Here is a 16,874-nt window from a genome sequence, read left to right on the forward strand (position 1 = left end):
TGCAGGCAGTTGGAGGAAACCGATGGCCGACGTACTCGCCCAGGTCCGCGCGTGGATCGCCGAGGACCCCGACCCGGAGACACGCGGGCAACTCGAAGCGCTGCTGCGGGCGGCGGACGCGGGCGCCCCCGAGGCGCTCGCGGACCTCGCCGAACGCTTCGGCGGCACCCTGGAGTTCGGCACCGCCGGGCTGCGCGGTGAGCTGGGCGGCGGGCCGCTGCGGATGAACCGCGTCGTGGTGATGCGGGCCGCGGCCGGCCTGGCCGGATATCTGCGGGCGCGGCAGGGCGGCTTGGTGGTCATCGGCTACGACGCGCGCCACAAGTCGTACGACTTCGCCCGGGACACCGCGGCCGTCATGGTCGGCGCGGGGCTGCGCGCCGCGCTGCTGCCGCGTCCGCTGCCCACTCCCGTACTGGCCTACGCCATCCGGCACTTGGGCGCCGCCGCCGGTGTGATGGTGACCGCGAGCCACAACCCGCCGCAGGACAACGGCTACAAGGTCTATCTGGGCGACGGCTCCCAGATCGTGCCGCCCGCCGACGCCGAGATCGCCGCCGAGATCGCGGCGGTCGGCCCGCTGGCCGGGGTCCCGTTGGCCGAGGCGGGCTGGGAGTTGCTCGGCGAGGACGTACTGGAGGCGTATCTGGCGCGCGCGGCCGGGGTCGTACAGCCGGGCGGCGCACGGGAGTTGTCGGTGGTCTACACCCCGATGCACGGGGTGGGCCTGGAGACGCTGAACGCGGCCTTCGCGCGGGCCGGTTTCGCCGTGCCCGTCCCGGTGGCCGAACAGGCCGCGCCCGACCCGGACTTCCCGACCGTCGCCTTCCCCAACCCGGAGGAGCCGGGGGCGATGGACCTGGCCTTCGCCACGGCCCGGGAGGCGCGCCCGGACATCGTGATCGCCAACGACCCGGACGCCGACCGCTGCGCCGTGGCCGTACCCGATCCGGCCGCCGCCTCCGGGTGGCGGATGCTGCGCGGCGACGAACTCGGCGCGCTGCTGGCCGCCCACCTGGTCCGTACCGGCGCCGCCGAAGCCGGGCAGGACGTCTTCGCCGCGAGCATCGTCTCGTCCTCGCTGCTCTCGAAGCTCGCCGCGCGGGCCGGGATCGCCTACGAGGACACCCTGACCGGCTTCAAGTGGATCGCCCGGGTGCCGGGGCTGCGCTACGGCTACGAGGAGGCGCTCGGCTACTGCGTCGACCCGGCCGGCGTGCGCGACAAGGACGGCATCACCGCGGCCCTGCTGGTGGCCGAACTCGCGGCCGGCCTCAAGGCGCAAGGCCGCGCGCTGGGCGACCTGCTGGACGAGATCTCCCTGACGCACGGCTTGCACGCCACCGACCAGTTGTCCGCCCGGGTGGCCGACCTCTCCCTGATCGGCGCGGCCATGGCCCGGCTGCGCGAGCACCCGCCCACCGCCCTGGCCGGCCTGGCCGTCACCACCGCGGAGGAGCTCGCGGCCGGCTCCCCCGCCCTCCCCCCGACCGACGGCCTGCGCTACCGCCTGTCCGGCGACGAGGCCCGCGGCGTCGGCTCCGCCCGCGTCGTCGTCCGCCCGAGCGGCACCGAGCCGAAACTCAAGTGCTATCTCGAAGTCGTCCTCCCGGTCGATTCCGCCGCCGCGCTGCCCGCGGCCCGCGACACGGCGGCCAAGGTCCTGGCCGAACTGAAGGCGGACGTCGCCGCGGCGGCGGGCATCTGACCTCCCGCGGGCGCCGTCGGCGGGGCCGAGGCACAGAGCCCCGCGTGCGGCTGCCGGCCCTCCGGTGCGACGGACCCCCGCCCGGCGCTGCCGGGGGCGGCTGGGCCTGCGGGGTCGTCCGCGCGGGCGCCCGGCTGGCCCGGCACAGAGCGTCGCGCGCGAGGCGCGGCGGCCGGCAGGTCATTGGACTCCGCCGGGCCCCGGCGCCTTCCGGACTCCACGCCAGGGCCCGGCACAACCCACCGCACGCTGCGCACGCCGGCCGGCAGCCAGCGGGCGGACTGACCCCGCCGCCGCAGGCAGGTGCCAGCAACGCCCGGCGCCGGGCGGCCTCCGGCCTCAGCACATCGTGCGCTCCGCACGGCCGCCGACACCCCCGCCGCCCTGCGGCGCGCACCGCCCCGGACAGCCGCAGCGAGGCCCGGCGTCAGCCCCCTCTCCGGCGCCCTCCGCGCCCGGCGCGGGCGCGCTCCCGGTCGCGGTCCGCTCGAAGCGGCCCTCAGCGGTCCAGGGTCAGGTAGCTGAAGCCGGTGTCCGGGCCCACGCAGGTCTGCAGGGTCAGGTCGCCCCAGTACAGGCCGTTGTCGGGGCCGCCCTGGCCGGGCTCGATGTAGTTGGCGTAGACGTGGTACGAGAGGATCCCGGCCGGGGTGTCGAGGGTGACATGGGTGCCGGGCGGGAGCGGGGCGAGTTCGGCGTAGCCGCAGTAGTCGTGGCCGACGACGACCGAGGTCCGCATCTTGTAGCCGTCGGCCGCGATGGGGTCGGGGCCGTAGAAGAGGACGGCCGCCACGCAGCGGTCGACGGTGTCCTGGCCGCCGCGCACCACCGGGCGCGACCAGTCGCCGATGTGCAGCACCATGCCGGTCGCGGGCTTGCCGGTGCGGGCCAGTCCGGGGTTGCTGGGAGAGGGCGCGGGCGGGCGCGGCGGGGCGAAGGAGGGGGCGGGGGCTCGGGCCGCGGTGGTCGTGGGCGGAGCGGTCGGCGTGCGTTTCGCCGGTCCCGTGCGTGAGGCGGCGGGCCGGATCGCGCTCCGGGCCGCCGGCGGGATGACCGGCCCGGCGCCGGGCGAGGCCGGCCCCGGGGTCGGCCGCGCGCTCGGGCTCGCGGTCGGGCGTACGGTCCGGGCCGGCCGTACGGCCGGAGCCGCCGCGGTGGGCCCGGGCGCCGCCGCGCGGGGCGCGGTGCCGGCCGCCTCGGGCGCGGCGGGGCGACCGCAGGCGGCGAGCGCGGCGGCGGTCAGGACGAGCGCGGGCAGTGCCCGCGTCAGATGGCGCGCGGTGGGACGCATCCCCGCGTCCCCCTAACCGAACCGGCCGTTGACGTAGTCCGAAGTGCGCCGGTCCTGGGGGCGGTTGAACATCTCCTCGGTGGGCCCGTGCTCCACGATGACGCCGGGCGCGCCCTGTTCCGCCAGGAAGAAGGCGCAGGAGTGCGAAACCCGGGCCGCCTGCTGCATGTTGTGCGTGACGATGACGATGGTCACCTCGTCCGACAGCTCCCCGATGGTCTGCTCGATCCGGCGGGTCGAGGTCGGGTCGAGGGCCGAGCACGGCTCGTCCATCAGCAGCACCCTCGGCCTGACCGCCAACGACCGCGCGATGCACAGGCGTTGCTGCTGACCGCCGGACAGCGCCCCGCCGGGCTGCCGCAGCCGGTCCTGGACCTCACGCCACAGGCCCGCCTTGCTCAGGCACTCTTCGACCAGGTCGTCGCGCTCGCCGCGGTTCGCCTTGACGCCGTTCATCTTGAGTCCGGCCAGCACGTTGTCGTAAATGCTCATCGCCGGGAAGGGGTTGGGCTTCTGGAAGACCATGCCGATCTCGCGGCGGGCATGGGTGATTCGCCGGCCGCGGTCGTAGATGTCCTCGCCGTCGAGCAGCACCTCACCGGCCAGCGAGGCGGAGGAGATCAGCTCGTGCATCCGGTTGAGGATGCGCAGGAAGGTGGACTTGCCGCAGCCGGACGGGCCGATGAGCGCGGTGACGCGCTGCGCGGGCATGGTGAGCGAGACCCGGTCCAGGACCTTGTGGTCGCCGAACCAGGCGGAGATCTCGCGGGCGTCGAGCGTGGCGGAGCGCGAAGGCGCCGCGGCCGACGGCTCGGCCGGGACGGGCGGCAGCGTGACGGTCTCGTCGGTGGCTGACATCGGGTGGCGTTTCCCCTCGGAGCGAAAGCGGGTCGGAGCGGTCGGAGCGGGTCGGAGCGGGTAAGGGCCCGGGCGGACCCGAACGGGTCCGTGGTCAGAGCAGGTTGGGCAGCAGTTCGGTGGCCGCGCCGGACAGCCCCACGACGATCGCGGTGAGCACCGGCAGCCCGCAGATCCAGGTCTGCCAGCGGCCCCAGCGGCGGTAGATCCAGGTGGCGGCGATGGTCACCACCAGCAGCGCCTGGAGCCAGAGCAGCACCGGCAGCCAGGCCGACTGGTCGCCGGCCAGCGGCTGTTCGGCCGCGTCGATGCCGCCGCCCGCCGGCGGTCCGGGCTGCGCCGCGCTGACCAGTTCCGCGTCGACCCGCAGCACACCGTGCGGGGTGTAGAGGCCGCCGGTCGCGGTCATCAGCACCAGCCGGCCCTGCCCGGCGCCGGGTTGGACAGGCGCGGGATCGCCGGCCCGGCGCAGACCGGTGACCCGGTACTGCTGCTGGCCCTGGCCGGTGGTGACGGTGATCCGATCGCCGGCCCGCAGTTCGTGGAGGTGGTTGAACGGACTGCCGTAGCCCCACTGGCGGCCCATGACGATGCTGGTGCCGGGCTGGCCGGGCAGCGGTGTGTCCCTGCGGTGCCCGGGGCCGGAGGTGAGCACCCCGGAGGAGGTGCCCTGGAAGACGACTTCGCGCAGGCCGATCCGGCCGATGTGCAGGATCGCCACCGGGTCACCCGTCGGCACCGGCTTGCCGTTGTCGTCCAGCCGGCCCACCGGCGCGGTGCCGAGGGCGAGTTCGGCGCGCAGCGTGGCGTAGCCGTTCTGCTGGGCGCGGGCGTGCTCGACATGGCCGAGCACGGTGAGGTTGACGACGAACCCGAGCAGCAGCACGGCCAGCAGCGTCAGCGCCGCGCCGGGTACGGCGAACCGCGGGTCGGTCCGGTGGCCGGCCGGCGGCCGCGGTGGCGGCGGGGCCTTCCCCGGGTCTTCGGCGGCCTCGTGGGGTGGTGACAGGACGGCCACGGGTGCGCTCCTTCGGTGCTGCGGTACGGGTGGGCTGCGGCGGGGGTCGGGCGGGTGCTGCGCCGGGAGCGGGCGGTGTGCGGGACCGGCCGCCCCCGGCGGGGTGCGCGAGGGTCAGTCGCGCGGGGTGGGGCCGAAGGTGAGCAGTTTGCCGTCGCGGCGCACCCGGTAGACCGCGTAGCCGCCGCCCGCGGCGAGCAGCAGGGCGAGCAGGCTGAGCGGGATGATTCCGTCGGCGCCGGTGGCCGCCAGCGGACCCTGGCCGCCGCCGGTCGTACCGCCGGAGCCGGAGGTGGAACCGCCGCCGAGGTCACCGGAGGTGCCGCCGCTGAGGTCACCGCCGGAACCGCCGGAACCGCCGGTGATCCCGCCGGTCGTGCCACCGTCCGTCGTACCGGCGGTCGTCCCGCCGTCCGTCGTGCCGGCGCTGGTCCCACCGTCGTCGGTGCCGGCCGTGGTGCCGCCGTCGTCCGTGCCCGAGGTCGTGCCAGCAGTCGTGCCCGCCGTCGTCCCGTTGGTCGTCCCCGTCGTCGTACCGGTCGTCGTCCCCGTCGTCGTACCGGCGGTCGTGCCGTCGGACGTGCCGGTGGTGAAGGGGAAGGACTGCTCGATGGCGCTGGTGGCGCCCTTGAGCACGATGGCGTGGTCACCGTCCGCGATGTCGGCGGGCAGGGTCACCAGGTAGTTGTTGACCTTGCCGGCCGTGTCGGGGGTCGCGTCCGGGAGGGCCGCCGTGCCGTCGTCGAGCGTGACGGCGACCGACTCGCCCGGTGTGGCCGACCCGGTCGGCGCGGGCAGGAAGCCCTCGGCGGTCAGGTTGATCTTCTGGCCCGCGTCGAGGACGGGGGTGCCGTCCAGGATGTTGCCCGAGTCGTCGAGCACGGTGAGCGTGGGCTCCGCGACGAAGTCGTAGGTGATCGAGGCGTCGCTCGGCCCGAACGAGAGCGGGTCGGTGGGGACGAACCGGGCGGTGTAGTTGTACACGCTCGGGTCGGTGACCCCGGTGATCGTCGCGGTGGCCGTCCCGCCGGAGACCGTGCCGGAACTGACGGTGGTGGTGCCGTCCCGGATGAAGTCCACCGTCCCGACCGCGGTGTCCGGGTCGATCTTGGCCGTCAGGGTGACGTCCTGGCCCACGACGGAGTGTCCGACCGGGGCCGCGTCGAGGGTGACCGTGGTCGCCGTCGGCGGGGTGACCGCCTTCACCGCCCAGTTGCTGCCGGTGATCTCGATGAAGGTGGTGAAGGTGGGCCGGTCGGTGTTGGCCGCGTCGTTGGAACGGCACACCACGTGCACCGGGTAGGTGCCGTCGACGATCGTCTGGTGCCCGATCTGGAAGGCGGTGGCGATCGACCGGACCACGATGCCGCCGCCGGACGCGGCGGGTACGTCGGCGGTGATCGGCGTACCGCTGTACGGTGCTCCGCTCGCCAGGTGCAGGGCGACCGCCCCGTCGGTGTTGTTCGGCAGGGTCACCAGGACGTCCAGCGTGTCCTGGTAGGGCGCCGGGCAGGGGGCCGACACCGACAGGTGCGAGAAGGCCGGCAGGTCGGTGGTCGTGCCGCTGGTGGGCGTCAGGGTCACATCGCCGGCGAGATCCGCGCTCGCCGTCCCCGCGGTGGTGAGCACCAGGGCACCCGCGCCCAGGATCAGTGCCAGCACGCTCAGCAGCGCGGCGTGCATTCTACGTTTCATGTCTCCTCGTCCCCTCGGGGATACGGTCGGTGGTACGGCCGGTACGGGCGCCGCGTGGTACGCGTGCGGCCCTGCCACCTGATGAGTGGCAGGGCGCGCTTCGTGCGTGCTGGTCAGCGGGTTGTCCGCCGGACCGGCACGGCTACTTCGTGGTGAAGTCGAAGGTGATGTAGATCAAGCTGCTCTCGCCGAGCAGGACGAGCTGGTGCGAGCCGTCGGAGATGAACCTGGGGACGGTGAGGGTGTAGTTGGTCACCGAGCCGGCCGCGTCCGAGGTCGTCGACGGGAAGAGGGCGGGGAGGATGCTGTACACGTTGGTGGCCGCCACGTCGACCTTCTCGCCGGCGCTGGGCTTGAAGCCCGTCGCGGAGACGGTGATCTGCTGTCCGGCGGTCAGCTGCGGGTCGGCCCCCAGCGCGTTTCCGGCGGCGTCGGTCAGCGTGATCGACGGAGCCTGGACGAAGCTGTAGTCGAGCGTGCCGTAGGCCTGCGCGTGACCGAGCTGGTCGGCGGGCACGAAGATCGCGATGTAGTTGCGCACCGACGGGACGGTGTTGGCCGGCGGCTGCACGCTGGCGGAGCCGTTCACGACCGGGACGGGGTCACCGATCGGGTTGATGCCGTTGTCCGCGGCGAACTTCACCACACCGGGCACACCCCGGGTCACGGTCGCGGTGAGGGTGAAGGGCTGGCCGACCTGGACGTGGCGGGCGGGGCTCGGAGTGAGCCTGATCTTGGTGGCGGCCGGCGCGGGGAGGCCGGAGACCTGCCAGGTGCTGCCGGTCACGCTGATGAAGCCGGTGGACGTGGGGTGCTCGGGGAAGTCGGCCTTGTCCGCGTTGGCGCAGGTCACGTGGATCGGGTACGTGCCGTCGGCGAGCGGGACGTGCGTGACCGCGAAGGCGGTCGCGATCGAGCGGATGACGGTGCCGTTGCCCGAGGCGGCCGGCACCGGTGCGGTGATCGGGGCGGCGCTGTAGGGGGCGCCGGTCGTGAGGTTGGACACGAGGATCGACTCACGGCCGTCCGGCACCACCAGGGACACGGTCAGGCTGTCCTGGTAGTCCGCCGGGCACGCCTTGCTGACCGAAACCTGGCTGAACGGCGAGGCGTCCGTGACGCTGTTGCCGCGCGCGGTGAGGGTGACGGTGCCCGAGGCGGCCGTCTTCACCGTCGTCGCGGCGCTGGCGGTGCCCGCACCGGTCAGCAGGGCGCCCGCGCCCAGGGCCAGTCCCAGCGCGCCGACCAGAACGCCGTGCAGTCTTCGTCTCATCAGGTCTTTCTCCCTTGGGAAGTGTGAAAAGCGCGGAACGTGCGGGAAGCGGATGTACCGCGGTACGTCGAGCGGGTGGGGCGGCCGGGCACCCGTGGGGGTGCCCGGCCCGGCGGACGCGCTCATCCGCCGTGGTGGTGGTGCGGGTGCGGGGCCTCAGTCCGCGAGTCCCCGCGAAGGGCGGGTCAGGACTTGCCCTTCAGCGTGGTGAGACCGCAGTTCGGGTCGACGCCGAAGCCGTAGAGCGTGATCGTCGCGGTGTCCAGGCAGACATCGGAGGAGGCGCCGACGAAGGTGTTCGCGATGTCGGTCTCGGTCAGCCGGGTGCTGACGAAGACGTTGTAGACCTCGCGGTTGATCGGGAACAGCGGGTTCAGCGCGGCGGGCGTACCGGTGGTCGGGGTCTTGCCGTCGGCCGACCGGAGCACGACGCCGTGGCGGCGGTCCCGCACGTGCGTGGTGGTGGAGTTGGACTGGGCGATCCACTGGGCGATCGAGAAGGGCGCGATGTCCTCGGAGTGGTCCGCGGTGACGGTGCGCTGCAGCGCGCCGCCGTCGTGCTCCTCCACCGGGGTGCCGTCCTTGGCCACGTCGCTGACGCAGGACGGGAGGGCGGTGGCGCTGAAGCCCAGCTGCGCGGCCCAGAACTTGCGGGTGCCGGAGCCGGACTGCGGGACCAGCGGGTGGACGGTGACGCCGTTGATGGTCGGGAACGTCCCGGCCGGCAGCGGGTTGCCGCTGGTGTCCTTGCAGTTGTAGACGCGCTTCAGGTCCGAGTTGCTGGCGGCGAACGTGACGTTGGTGGGCAGCGTGCTGCCGCTCTTGACCGCCAGCGCCACGGCGTCCTTCGCGAACGGGACCCAGGTCAGCGAGGCGTCGCTGGAGTCCGTCACACCGCTGGAGGAGCGGGCGAAGTCGATGTTGCCGGCGTGGGTGGTGAAGGCGTCGTTGCGCAGCGCGGCGATGCCTTCGCCGGAGCCGTTGGGGCGCTGGATGGCGGGGTGGCCCGAGCGCAGGACGATGTTCTCGTGAGCCGCGCCGGTGGTCGGGTTGACCGCGTCGTAGGACGCGATCAGCAGGTCGGCCGGGCTGCCGTCCGAGTCGAAGACGTCATTGCTGATGCCGTTCAGGACGTCCTGCGTGGTGTCGGAACCCACGCCGTTCAGCTGGCGGAACTCGGTCGGGTCGGCCTGGGCCGTCCCGGAGATCAGCGCGGTCCCGAGGGTCGCGGCGCCGAGCACCATCGCCGCCCGCTTGGCGAATTTCACGTTCACTGTATTTCCTCCGAAAGTCATGCGGATGGAATTTCCAGATGTGACGCGACAGGGAGTGTTCCGGAATTCTCCCCGGAATGATCCGGTCCGTCGACCGGCCTTGAACATGCTGCCACAGGCGGCAAGGATCGCAACCAAATTAAACGCCCCGGTAAAGTGAACGAAAGGTATTCGCGGATCGCCTCGAATTTCCTTCTACGGGGCGCGTAGGTCCGCCGAAAGAGCTGCGGCCGGGATCTTCCCGCGCTGCTCTCATACCGGCCTCTTTCCGAATCTCCCGAATCTCCCGAAGGAAATCAGCGCGGTACCGGTGCCGCGGACCGCGCCCGCACGCATCAGCAGCGGTCCGGCCAGCGAGCCGACCACACCCGCGATGAGCACGATCAGCAGCACCCAGCGGACGGCGCCGAGCACGAGCCCGGGGGTGGTGCCGCCGGTCTGCGCGATGGTGTGGGTGTCCGGGGAAGGGGAGGAACCCGGACCTCCGGCGCCGCCGGCCGCCGCGGCGGCCGGTTTCGCCGAGGAGGAGGGCGTACCGCCGGTGGTCGCCCCGGACGCGGCGCCGGCCTGGCCGGCCGAGGTGCCGCCCACCGTGACACCGCCGGACGCGCCGCCGGACAGCTCGCCGCCGGCGCCGCCGATGCCGCCGGATCCGCCGGAGGAGCCGGAGCCGCCCGAGGACCCGGTCCCGCCCGAGGCCGCCGTGCCGCCGCCGGTGGACGTGCCCCCCGACGTGGCCGGCGGCGCCCCCGCGACCAGCGCGCTGGCCGCGGTGAGCGCCTGGTCGCGCAGGGCGGTGGGCAGCGGCGCGTACCCGGGGGGCAGCAGACCGTTGCCGATGCCGGACTGCTGGCCGAGGCCGACCGCGTAGCGGATCATCGTCGCGAAGTCGTTGCGTGAGGTGCTGTCCAGGCCGGTGGAGACGGCGGCGTAGGTGACCGTGGTGAGCGGGTAGGCGCCGGGGGTCTTCCGGCCGGGGTCGGCGTCCAGCACCCCGGGCACCTTGCCGGTCCTCATCCCGGCCACCGCCTTGGTCAGGCTGTCATCGGTCGGAGCGACGAACTGGCCGCTGGAATTGAGCAGTTCAGCGGTGCCGAGCCGGTAGCGGGCGGCGGTGGCGGCGTCGGTCAGCCCGAGGTTGAAGTACTGCCCGGGCAACTGGGGGCTCTGGGCGAGCTTCGGCGGCACCACGGTGGTGTCCACCACCGGCGTACCGGTGTTGTTCGCCTTGAGGACCCGCGACGCGTCGTCGTGCAGATCCTGCCCGTAGGGGTTCATCGCGACGGGGGTGATCTTGAGAGCCTGGTTCGTGTCGGACGGCGTCCACGAGGTCGGATCGGGTTTCGGGAATTCGGTGAGCGCGGTGGTAGCCGGCTCCAGGGCCAGGAAGCTGGGGTTGATCTTCATTCCCCACTCGTCCGGCTTTCCCTGCAGAAAACTCTCGGCCTGGGGGTCGGAGCGCAGCCACCGCCACAACTCCCCGGCGTAATCGGACGGCCCCTGCGGCACCTGGAGTCCATATCTGCACCCGCTGAGCCGATAGAATCCGAGGCCCGCATTGAGCTTGAGGAACTCCGGATCCTGATCGATGTCCTGCGCGTTCTCCTTGGGCAGCGCGCCGCGGACGACCTGGGTATTGGGCCCAGGCAGATCGCACTGATAGGACTCGGTGAGCATCTTCGCGACGAGACGGGCATTGAGACGTATACGCGGAACCTGCCGCGATGAATTCTCGACCTGGACGTTGAAGCCGATGACGAGCCCGGACACCGCCACCGGCGCCTGGACGATCGGTGGACCGCCGTCCTGCGGCGCGATCGGGTTCTCGATGAAGGCGAGGCCGGGAGAGCCCTCGGTCGGGGCGGTGATCTGGGTGCGCGCGTAGTCCTCGTTCTGCAGGACGTAGCCGAAGGTGGTCCTGTCCTCGGTGCACAGCGTCGGCTGCCAGGAGCTGATCGCCTCGCTGACCAGGTCCGACCCGATGGTGGCCTGCTCCTTCTGGCCGATCGGGCAATAGGCGCCGATCGGCTTGAAGTCCAGCCGGAAGGTGATGCGCTGCGCCCAGTTGCTCGCCGACAGCGGTGAGGTCCGCACGCCGCCGGCCGGCACGCTGCCGTTCGGTTCGTGCTCACCGCGGGGTACGGCGACGAGCCAGCACGGCTCGGGCTGCGCACCGGCCTTGGTGACATTGCCGCACCCCAGGAAGCCGGCCTCCACCGCCGATTCCAGCTGGAAGATGGTTTCGCCGGTGCCGTCGTCGCCGGTCCTGGCCACCGGTTGCTCATTGCTGGTGAGCTGGGTGAAGTAGGTCTGGAGGTCGTCCGTGCTGTTTCCCTGCACGGTCCGGAACGGCACGGTCTGCCCGTCCGGGGTGGCGGGGATCGTCTCGGCGGGGTCGTCCAGGCCGGTGTCCGGCGTGTAGGCCACCGAACGCCGGGTGGCGTAGGTACCGATGCTGTTCAGCGGCTGGCCGAAGACGCACTGGTCCCGGTCGGGGCCGGCCGGGGAGTTCCCCCAGCACTGCATGAACTGCAGGAAGTCGGATCCGTACAGGCCGGCCTCTCCCGGCTTCGTCGGCGCTCCGCCCGTCCAGCTCACCTTGACGCCCTGACCGCGCAGTTCCTTCGTCTGCTCGACCGTCACCTTGAGCTTCGAGAAGTCGTTGTACGGGCCCTTCGTGCCGGATTTGGTCACTGCGGAGTTCGCCGTGCCCGTCGCGGCGCGGGCCTGGCCGCCCGCCGGGAGCGGGAGCAGCACCAGGCCGACGGCGGCGAGGACCGCGACCAGCAGGCCGCCGGCCCGGACCAGGGCGGTACGGCCGCCCTGTCCCGGTGCGGCTGCGTTACGCGCGTCCATTGCGCCTCCCTGACCTGGTGAGCCGGCGGGCGATGGCGGGCGGGGCGACGACGACGGCGAGCAGCATCAGCGCCGACAGGCCCATCAGCCAGGTCCGCAGGCCCCAGAAGGTGTCGTCGCCGACGGCCACGCTGGAGGCGACGATGTCCTGATTGCCGCCGCCCGCGCCGCCCGCGTCGCCGCTGGGCAGACCGGTGTCGGGGTCGACCCCGGCGCCGGGCCCGGCGGTCGTGCCGGTGCCGGCCGTGCCGCTCGAACCACCGGCCGTGCTCGTGCCGCCGGCCGTGCTCGTCGCAGCGCCGCTCGAACCACCGGCCGTGGACGTCCCGCCGGAGGTGGTCGTGGCACCGCCGCTGGAACCACCGGCCGTGCTCGTACCGCCGCCGGACGTGCCCCCCGTACCGCCGCCGCCGGACGTACCGCCGCTCGATCCGCCGCCGCCCGATGTCCCGCCGGAGGTGCCGCCGCCTTGGGCGGCGGGCTTCACCGGGGTCGGGTGGTGGACGGCGCCGCCGGTGCCGCTGCTGCACTGGGTCGCGCCCATGTGGTCGCAGGGCGGCGGATTGGGCGCGCTCTTGACCAGCGTGTTCACACCGTCGGTGGAGAAGGTCGGATTGTGGCAGCCGGCGATGTTGATGTTCTGCACCTGCACGCCCGGGATACGTCGGAGCTGCTCGAAGCCGGCCTGCACCAGGTTGATCGGCAGCGGCGAGAAGCCCAGCGGCTGCGCCTCGGCCTGTCCCGCGCACAGGAAGTAGTAGCCGAAGGCGCCCAGCGTCCTGCCCTTGTCCGCGGTGATCGGGGCTTCCAGCTTGGTCGGCAGGATCATGTAGCTGTAGCTGGACAGCGGATACGTCCGCGGGTCCCGGTCGGCGTAGACGTTGTCGAGGATCTGCGTCAGGTACTGCGAGGAGTTCTTGTTCGGGTTGATCTGCGCCTTGGTCATCGACACCGCGACATTGGCCGCGGTCGGCTCGGTGTAGTAGCCGTCCGCGTTGAGCACCTTGGCGACCGGGAAACCGGTGGTGACCGCGTAGGAGTACTCGACGTAGGTGATGGCGCCGTCGGCGTAGTCCTGCCGGGTGTAGCCGGACACACCGAGCGAGCCGGACTGGGCGATGAAGCCGGAGCCGGGGATCACCGGGTAATAGGATGTCAGGCCGCAGGGAAGGGGCTTGCCCAGCCGCTTGCAGTAGTCGCTCCACAAGGCGCCCTGCTGCTTGGACATCCACAGCGTGAACTGGGCGGTGGTGCCCGAGCCGTCGGAGCGGACCACCGGGATGATCTTGCGGTTGGGCAGCGTCAGACCCGGGTTGTCGGCGGCGATCTGCGGGTCGCTCCAGCGGGTGATCTTCCCGGTGAAGATCTTGGCGAGGGTGTTGCCGCCCAGCCGCAGATTGGTGACCCGGCGGTTGCCGATCTTCAGGTTGTACATGAAGGACGTACCGCCGGCCACGATCGGCATATAGGCGTAGCCGCGCCGCGGCGGAGGTTCACGGACCCCGAATTCGGTCATCCCGTAGGGGATCTCGGACACCGCGAAGTCCACCGTGCCGTTCGCGAACTGCGTTCGGCCGTCGGACGAGCCGGTGCCGGCGTAGTCGACGGTCATCCCGTACTGGGTGACGTTGCGGCGCCACTGGTCGATGGCGTTCTGGCTCCAGGTCGAACCGGCGCCGCTGATCCTGGCGTAGGTGTCCGCGTGCGCGGGGCCCTGGCCGCCGATCAGCAGCGAGGTCAGCAGCATGGCGAGGGCCGCTGCCACCGCCCGAATCCTTCTCACGATCCGTCAACTCCCTGTTCGGGTCCCTGCTCGGGGTGTTCGAGGTACTCGGGGGGCCGGGCCGCCGCTTCGGGCGCCGGGCCGAAGTCCTGGCCGGCCGCGGCCCGGGCCGCGTGCCGCTCGGTGAATCGGCGCAGGTCACGGTTGGAGGCGACCACCTTGCGGTGTGTACCGCGCCGGGTCAGCTCGCCCGGGCCGCGCCCGCCGATCAGCCGGGCGATCACAAAGAGCAGCAGCACCAGCACCAGCAGCACCGCCGCCGCCCCGAAACCGCGGGCGATCATCGCGGGCTGCGGGGACTTGACCAGCTCGAAGGCGGCCAGCGGCAGCGACACCATCGGGTTGTGCGACGGGTCGTAGTTGGTGCCCGCGCCGTAGCCGGCCGTCAGCAGCACCGGCGAGGTCTCGCCGATGCCGCGGGCGGTGCCCAGGATCACCGCGGTGGTCAGCCCGGACCTGGCGGTGGGCAGCACCACGTGCCACACGGTGCGCCAGCGCGGCGAGCCCAGCGCGTACGACGCCTCCCGCAGCGTGCCCGGCACCAGCCGGAGCACCACGTCGGAGGCGCGGATGATGATCGGCAGCATCATCACCGAGATCGCCAGCGAGGCGGCGAACCCGGATTTGTCGATGCCGAGCGCGAGGATCGCGGTGGCGTAGATGAACAGGCCGGCCACGATCGAGGGCAGCGCGGTCATCGCCTCGACCACGGTCCGCACCAGGCGGGCGTAGCGGCCGGGCACGTCGTTGAGGAACACCGCGCAGAGCAGGCCCACCGGCACGGTCAGCACCAGCGCGACCGAGATCTCGATCAGGGTGCCGATCACCGCGTGCCGGATGCCGCCGACGGTCAGCGGGTCGAGCGGCCCGGCCTTCCTCATGTCCTGGGTGAAGAAATTGAGGTGTCCCAGCGCCTTGCGGCCCGACCACAGCGTGTAGACGACCACGAAGGCCAGCGCCACCAGCAGCAGCACCGCCAGGCTGTGCACGACCGCCGAAGCGATCCGGTCGCGGACCGCCGGGCCGTCCTCGTCGAACGACACCAGCAGCGCGTACAGCGCCAGGAACAGCAGATACGCGCAGACCACGAAGCCGAGGCCACCGGTGAAGGGCGCGATCCGGGCGAAGAACAGCCAGGTCAGCGAGAGCGACGCGGCGGCGGCGCCCAGCACCGCGAACATGTCGGTGCGCCGCAGGGACAGGGTGGAGCGGCGCTGCTCGGGGGTGTCCCGCGGCGCGGGCCGGGGCAGCGTGGTGGCGGCGTCCGGTGCCGCACCGTCGTGCGGCGGGTGTACGGCTATGGCGTCCGTGGTCATGCGGGAATGGCTCCTTGCTCCGCCGATCGCTCGGCTGCTCGGCAACTCGGCTTCGGCTTACTCGGCGGTGGCGCCGGAACGGCTGCGGGCGACGATCGAGGAGGCGGCGAAGTTCACGACCAGCGTCATCAGGAAGAGCGCCAGCCCGGCCGCCATCAGCGCGGACATGCCGAGCTTGCTGGCCTCCCCGTAGCGCAGGGCGATCAGCGAGGAGACGGAGCTGGTGCCGCTCTGCAGGATGTGCGGCTGGATCACGAAGACCGGCGAGATGACCAGATAGACGCCGATGGTCTCGCCGAGCGCCCGGCCGAGCCCCAGCATGGTGCCGCCGATCATGCCGCCCTTGCCGTACGGCAGGACGACCGAGCGGATCATGCCCCAGCGGGTGGCGCCCAGCGCGTACGCGCCCTCGCGTTCGCCGACCGGGGCCTGCGAGAACACCTCACGGATGATCGAGGCGATGATCGGTGTGACCATCATCGCCACCACGAGGCCGGCGATGAAGGTGGAGGCGGTGTAGACGGTGGCGGTGGCCAGCGGGTCGTGCGGATCGGCGCCGTCGACCTTGAACAGGGGGAACCAGCCCAAGTAGGTGGACAGCCAGCGGGCCAGGCCGATCACCTTGCCCTGGAGGAAGAACAGCCCCCACAGGCCGTAGACCACCGACGGCACCGCCGCCATCAGGTCCACCACGCTGACCAGGGTGCGGCGCAGCCGGGCCGGCGAGTACTCCGAGATGTACAGCGCGGTGCCGATCGCCAGCGGTATCGAGACCACCACGGCGACGGCCGCGATGAGCACGGTGCCGAGGATGACCGCCGCGATGCCGAAGTGGCCGGCGTCCGGGTCCCACGCGGCGGTGGTCAGGAAGCCGAAGCCCGCGACGCGCAGTGCCTGCCAGCCCCGGTACAGCAGGAACCCGCCGACCAGCAGCATCACCACCAGCACCAGGCCGCCGCCACCGCGGGCCACGCCCCGGAACACCCGGTCGGGCAGTCCGGAGTCGCTGTACAGGCGCCGCGCCCGGTCGGGCGAGGGGTCGTCGGCCGTTGACCGGTCGACGCCCTTGTCCGGCCCGTCGGTTCGTGCCCGTGTTCGCATCGTCACATCAGGACACGCTCATGGTCCGCGGTGGACGTCCCGGCACACCAACATGAACAACAGCACCCGTAGGGGCAACTTCCGTTTACCTTTGTCCATCCGGCGATCACACACACCCGCAGCCGGACGCGGGTAGATCAGCTGACGTCGCCCCACGGAACCGCTTGCGTCCCACGAAGCCCCGATAACACCACCCGGAACCGTTCGTAGGCCGCCTGGCAGGTGGAATGCCGTTCGTACGCGCGGGCCGACACGGCTTGGACGCGTCCTTCGGCGTCCCGTAACCGCCAGATCCAGCCATTGGACTCGGCCGCGTGCTGGACCCCGCCGGCCAGCCCTTCCTGTCCCTCGCACAATGCCTCGAACGCGGCCCGACAGGCCTTGTCGTCCGGATAGGCCTTCCCGCCGAGGGCGATCACCCGGCCGTTGTTGGCGGTGAGCCGCCACGAGAACCAGCCGTTCTCCGAGATGTCGATCTGACATCGACTCCCGACCGTCCCGCCGCCGCCCCCACTCGCAACCCCGGCCATGCAGCTATCCCCACCCCTGTTGACCCCGCCCCGTCGCGTCATCCGTGTCGGACGAGGCCGCACGCGTGCCGCAGATCGTGCGGCACGGGCAATGTATGCAGCGAAGAGACGCTTGAGGGTTGCCTCATTGGCCGCCCACAGCATCCTTCACCGCGAAGTTGCCCCTTGTTC

General features: G+C 72.2%; 12 protein-coding genes. 1 reads left to right on the forward strand and 11 read right to left on the reverse strand.

The window, feature by feature from the left end:
* Positions 1-22: 22 nt before the first annotated feature.
* On the forward strand, positions 23-1,708 hold the full coding sequence (locus tag ACFO3J_RS14980) for a phospho-sugar mutase (protein ID WP_386429879.1): 1,686 nt from the start codon (positions 23-25) through the stop codon (positions 1,706-1,708).
* Between the two features lie 499 nt (positions 1,709-2,207).
* Here ACFO3J_RS14980 and ACFO3J_RS14985 read toward each other — a convergent pair whose 3' ends face one another.
* From ACFO3J_RS14985 to ACFO3J_RS15035, 11 genes are all read right to left on the reverse strand, one after another.
* Complete coding sequence (locus ACFO3J_RS14985) at positions 2,208-2,999, reverse strand: hypothetical protein (protein WP_386429880.1); 792 nt, start codon at positions 2,997-2,999, stop codon at positions 2,208-2,210.
* A 12-nt stretch (positions 3,000-3,011) separates the two neighbouring features.
* Positions 3,012-3,857: a phosphate ABC transporter ATP-binding protein gene (locus ACFO3J_RS14990; RefSeq protein ID WP_386429881.1), complete on the reverse strand. Its 846-nt coding sequence runs from the start codon at positions 3,855-3,857 to the stop codon at positions 3,012-3,014.
* Between the two features lie 94 nt (positions 3,858-3,951).
* The gene (locus tag ACFO3J_RS14995; RefSeq protein WP_386429882.1) at positions 3,952-4,875 is read right to left on the reverse strand and encodes a sortase; all 924 of its coding nucleotides are present in this window, start codon (positions 4,873-4,875) and stop codon (positions 3,952-3,954) included.
* Positions 4,876-4,989: 114 nt separating this feature from the next.
* A complete protein-coding gene (locus ACFO3J_RS15000; RefSeq protein ID WP_386429883.1) occupies positions 4,990-6,570 on the reverse strand; it encodes a hypothetical protein in 1,581 nt (526 codons plus the stop codon).
* Positions 6,571-6,712: 142 nt separating this feature from the next.
* Positions 6,713-7,843 (reverse strand): hypothetical protein, encoded by a 1,131-nt coding sequence (locus ACFO3J_RS15005; protein WP_386429884.1) that lies wholly within the window; start codon positions 7,841-7,843, stop codon positions 6,713-6,715.
* Between the two features lie 185 nt (positions 7,844-8,028).
* Positions 8,029-9,117, reverse strand: coding sequence for a substrate-binding domain-containing protein (locus ACFO3J_RS15010; protein WP_386429885.1), 1,089 nt, complete (start codon positions 9,115-9,117; stop codon positions 8,029-8,031).
* Positions 9,118-9,369: 252 nt separating this feature from the next.
* A complete protein-coding gene (locus ACFO3J_RS15015; RefSeq protein WP_386429886.1) occupies positions 9,370-11,973 on the reverse strand; it encodes a hypothetical protein in 2,604 nt (867 codons plus the stop codon).
* Positions 11,960-13,738, reverse strand: a complete 1,779-nt coding sequence (locus ACFO3J_RS15020; protein ID WP_386429887.1) for a phosphate ABC transporter substrate-binding protein PstS — start codon at positions 13,736-13,738, stop codon at positions 11,960-11,962. The genes ACFO3J_RS15015 and ACFO3J_RS15020 overlap by 14 nt, the downstream gene beginning before the upstream one ends.
* A 14-nt stretch (positions 13,739-13,752) precedes the next feature.
* Positions 13,753-15,072 carry a phosphate ABC transporter permease PstA gene (gene pstA, locus ACFO3J_RS15025; RefSeq protein ID WP_386429888.1) on the reverse strand — a complete coding sequence of 440 codons (1,320 nt, stop codon included), beginning with the start codon at positions 15,070-15,072 and terminating at the stop codon, positions 13,753-13,755.
* A 57-nt stretch (positions 15,073-15,129) separates the two neighbouring features.
* Positions 15,130-16,173, reverse strand: a complete 1,044-nt coding sequence (gene pstC, locus ACFO3J_RS15030; protein ID WP_386430220.1) for a phosphate ABC transporter permease subunit PstC — start codon at positions 16,171-16,173, stop codon at positions 15,130-15,132.
* A 137-nt stretch (positions 16,174-16,310) separates the two neighbouring features.
* The gene (locus tag ACFO3J_RS15035) at positions 16,311-16,703 is read right to left on the reverse strand and encodes a hypothetical protein (RefSeq protein ID WP_386429889.1); all 393 of its coding nucleotides are present in this window, start codon (positions 16,701-16,703) and stop codon (positions 16,311-16,313) included.
* Positions 16,704-16,874: the final 171 nt, after the last annotated feature.

The organism is Streptomyces polygonati, from assembly GCF_042650325.1.
In the GTDB taxonomy this organism is placed as follows: domain Bacteria; phylum Actinomycetota; class Actinomycetes; order Streptomycetales; family Streptomycetaceae; genus Actinacidiphila; species Actinacidiphila polygonati.

Excerpts from the sequence above, each read along its gene's own strand:
- pstA (WP_386429888.1), bottom strand. The coding sequence starts at position 15,072 with ATGACCACGGACGCCATAGCCGTACACCCGCCGCACGACGGTGCGGCA.
- ACFO3J_RS15005 (WP_386429884.1), bottom strand. The coding sequence starts at position 7,843 with ATGAGACGAAGACTGCACGGCGTTCTGGTCGGCGCGCTGGGACTGGCC.
- ACFO3J_RS14985 (WP_386429880.1), bottom strand. The coding sequence starts at position 2,999 with ATGCGTCCCACCGCGCGCCATCTGACGCGGGCACTGCCCGCGCTCGTC.
- ACFO3J_RS15035 (WP_386429889.1), bottom strand. The coding sequence starts at position 16,703 with ATGGCCGGGGTTGCGAGTGGGGGCGGCGGCGGGACGGTCGGGAGTCGA.
- ACFO3J_RS14990 (WP_386429881.1), bottom strand. The coding sequence starts at position 3,857 with ATGTCAGCCACCGACGAGACCGTCACGCTGCCGCCCGTCCCGGCCGAG.
- pstC (WP_386430220.1), bottom strand. The coding sequence starts at position 16,173 with ATGCGAACACGGGCACGAACCGACGGGCCGGACAAGGGCGTCGACCGG.
- ACFO3J_RS14980 (WP_386429879.1), top strand. The coding sequence starts at position 23 with ATGGCCGACGTACTCGCCCAGGTCCGCGCGTGGATCGCCGAGGACCCC.
- ACFO3J_RS15000 (WP_386429883.1), bottom strand. The coding sequence starts at position 6,570 with ATGAAACGTAGAATGCACGCCGCGCTGCTGAGCGTGCTGGCACTGATC.
- ACFO3J_RS15015 (WP_386429886.1), bottom strand. The coding sequence starts at position 11,973 with ATGGACGCGCGTAACGCAGCCGCACCGGGACAGGGCGGCCGTACCGCC.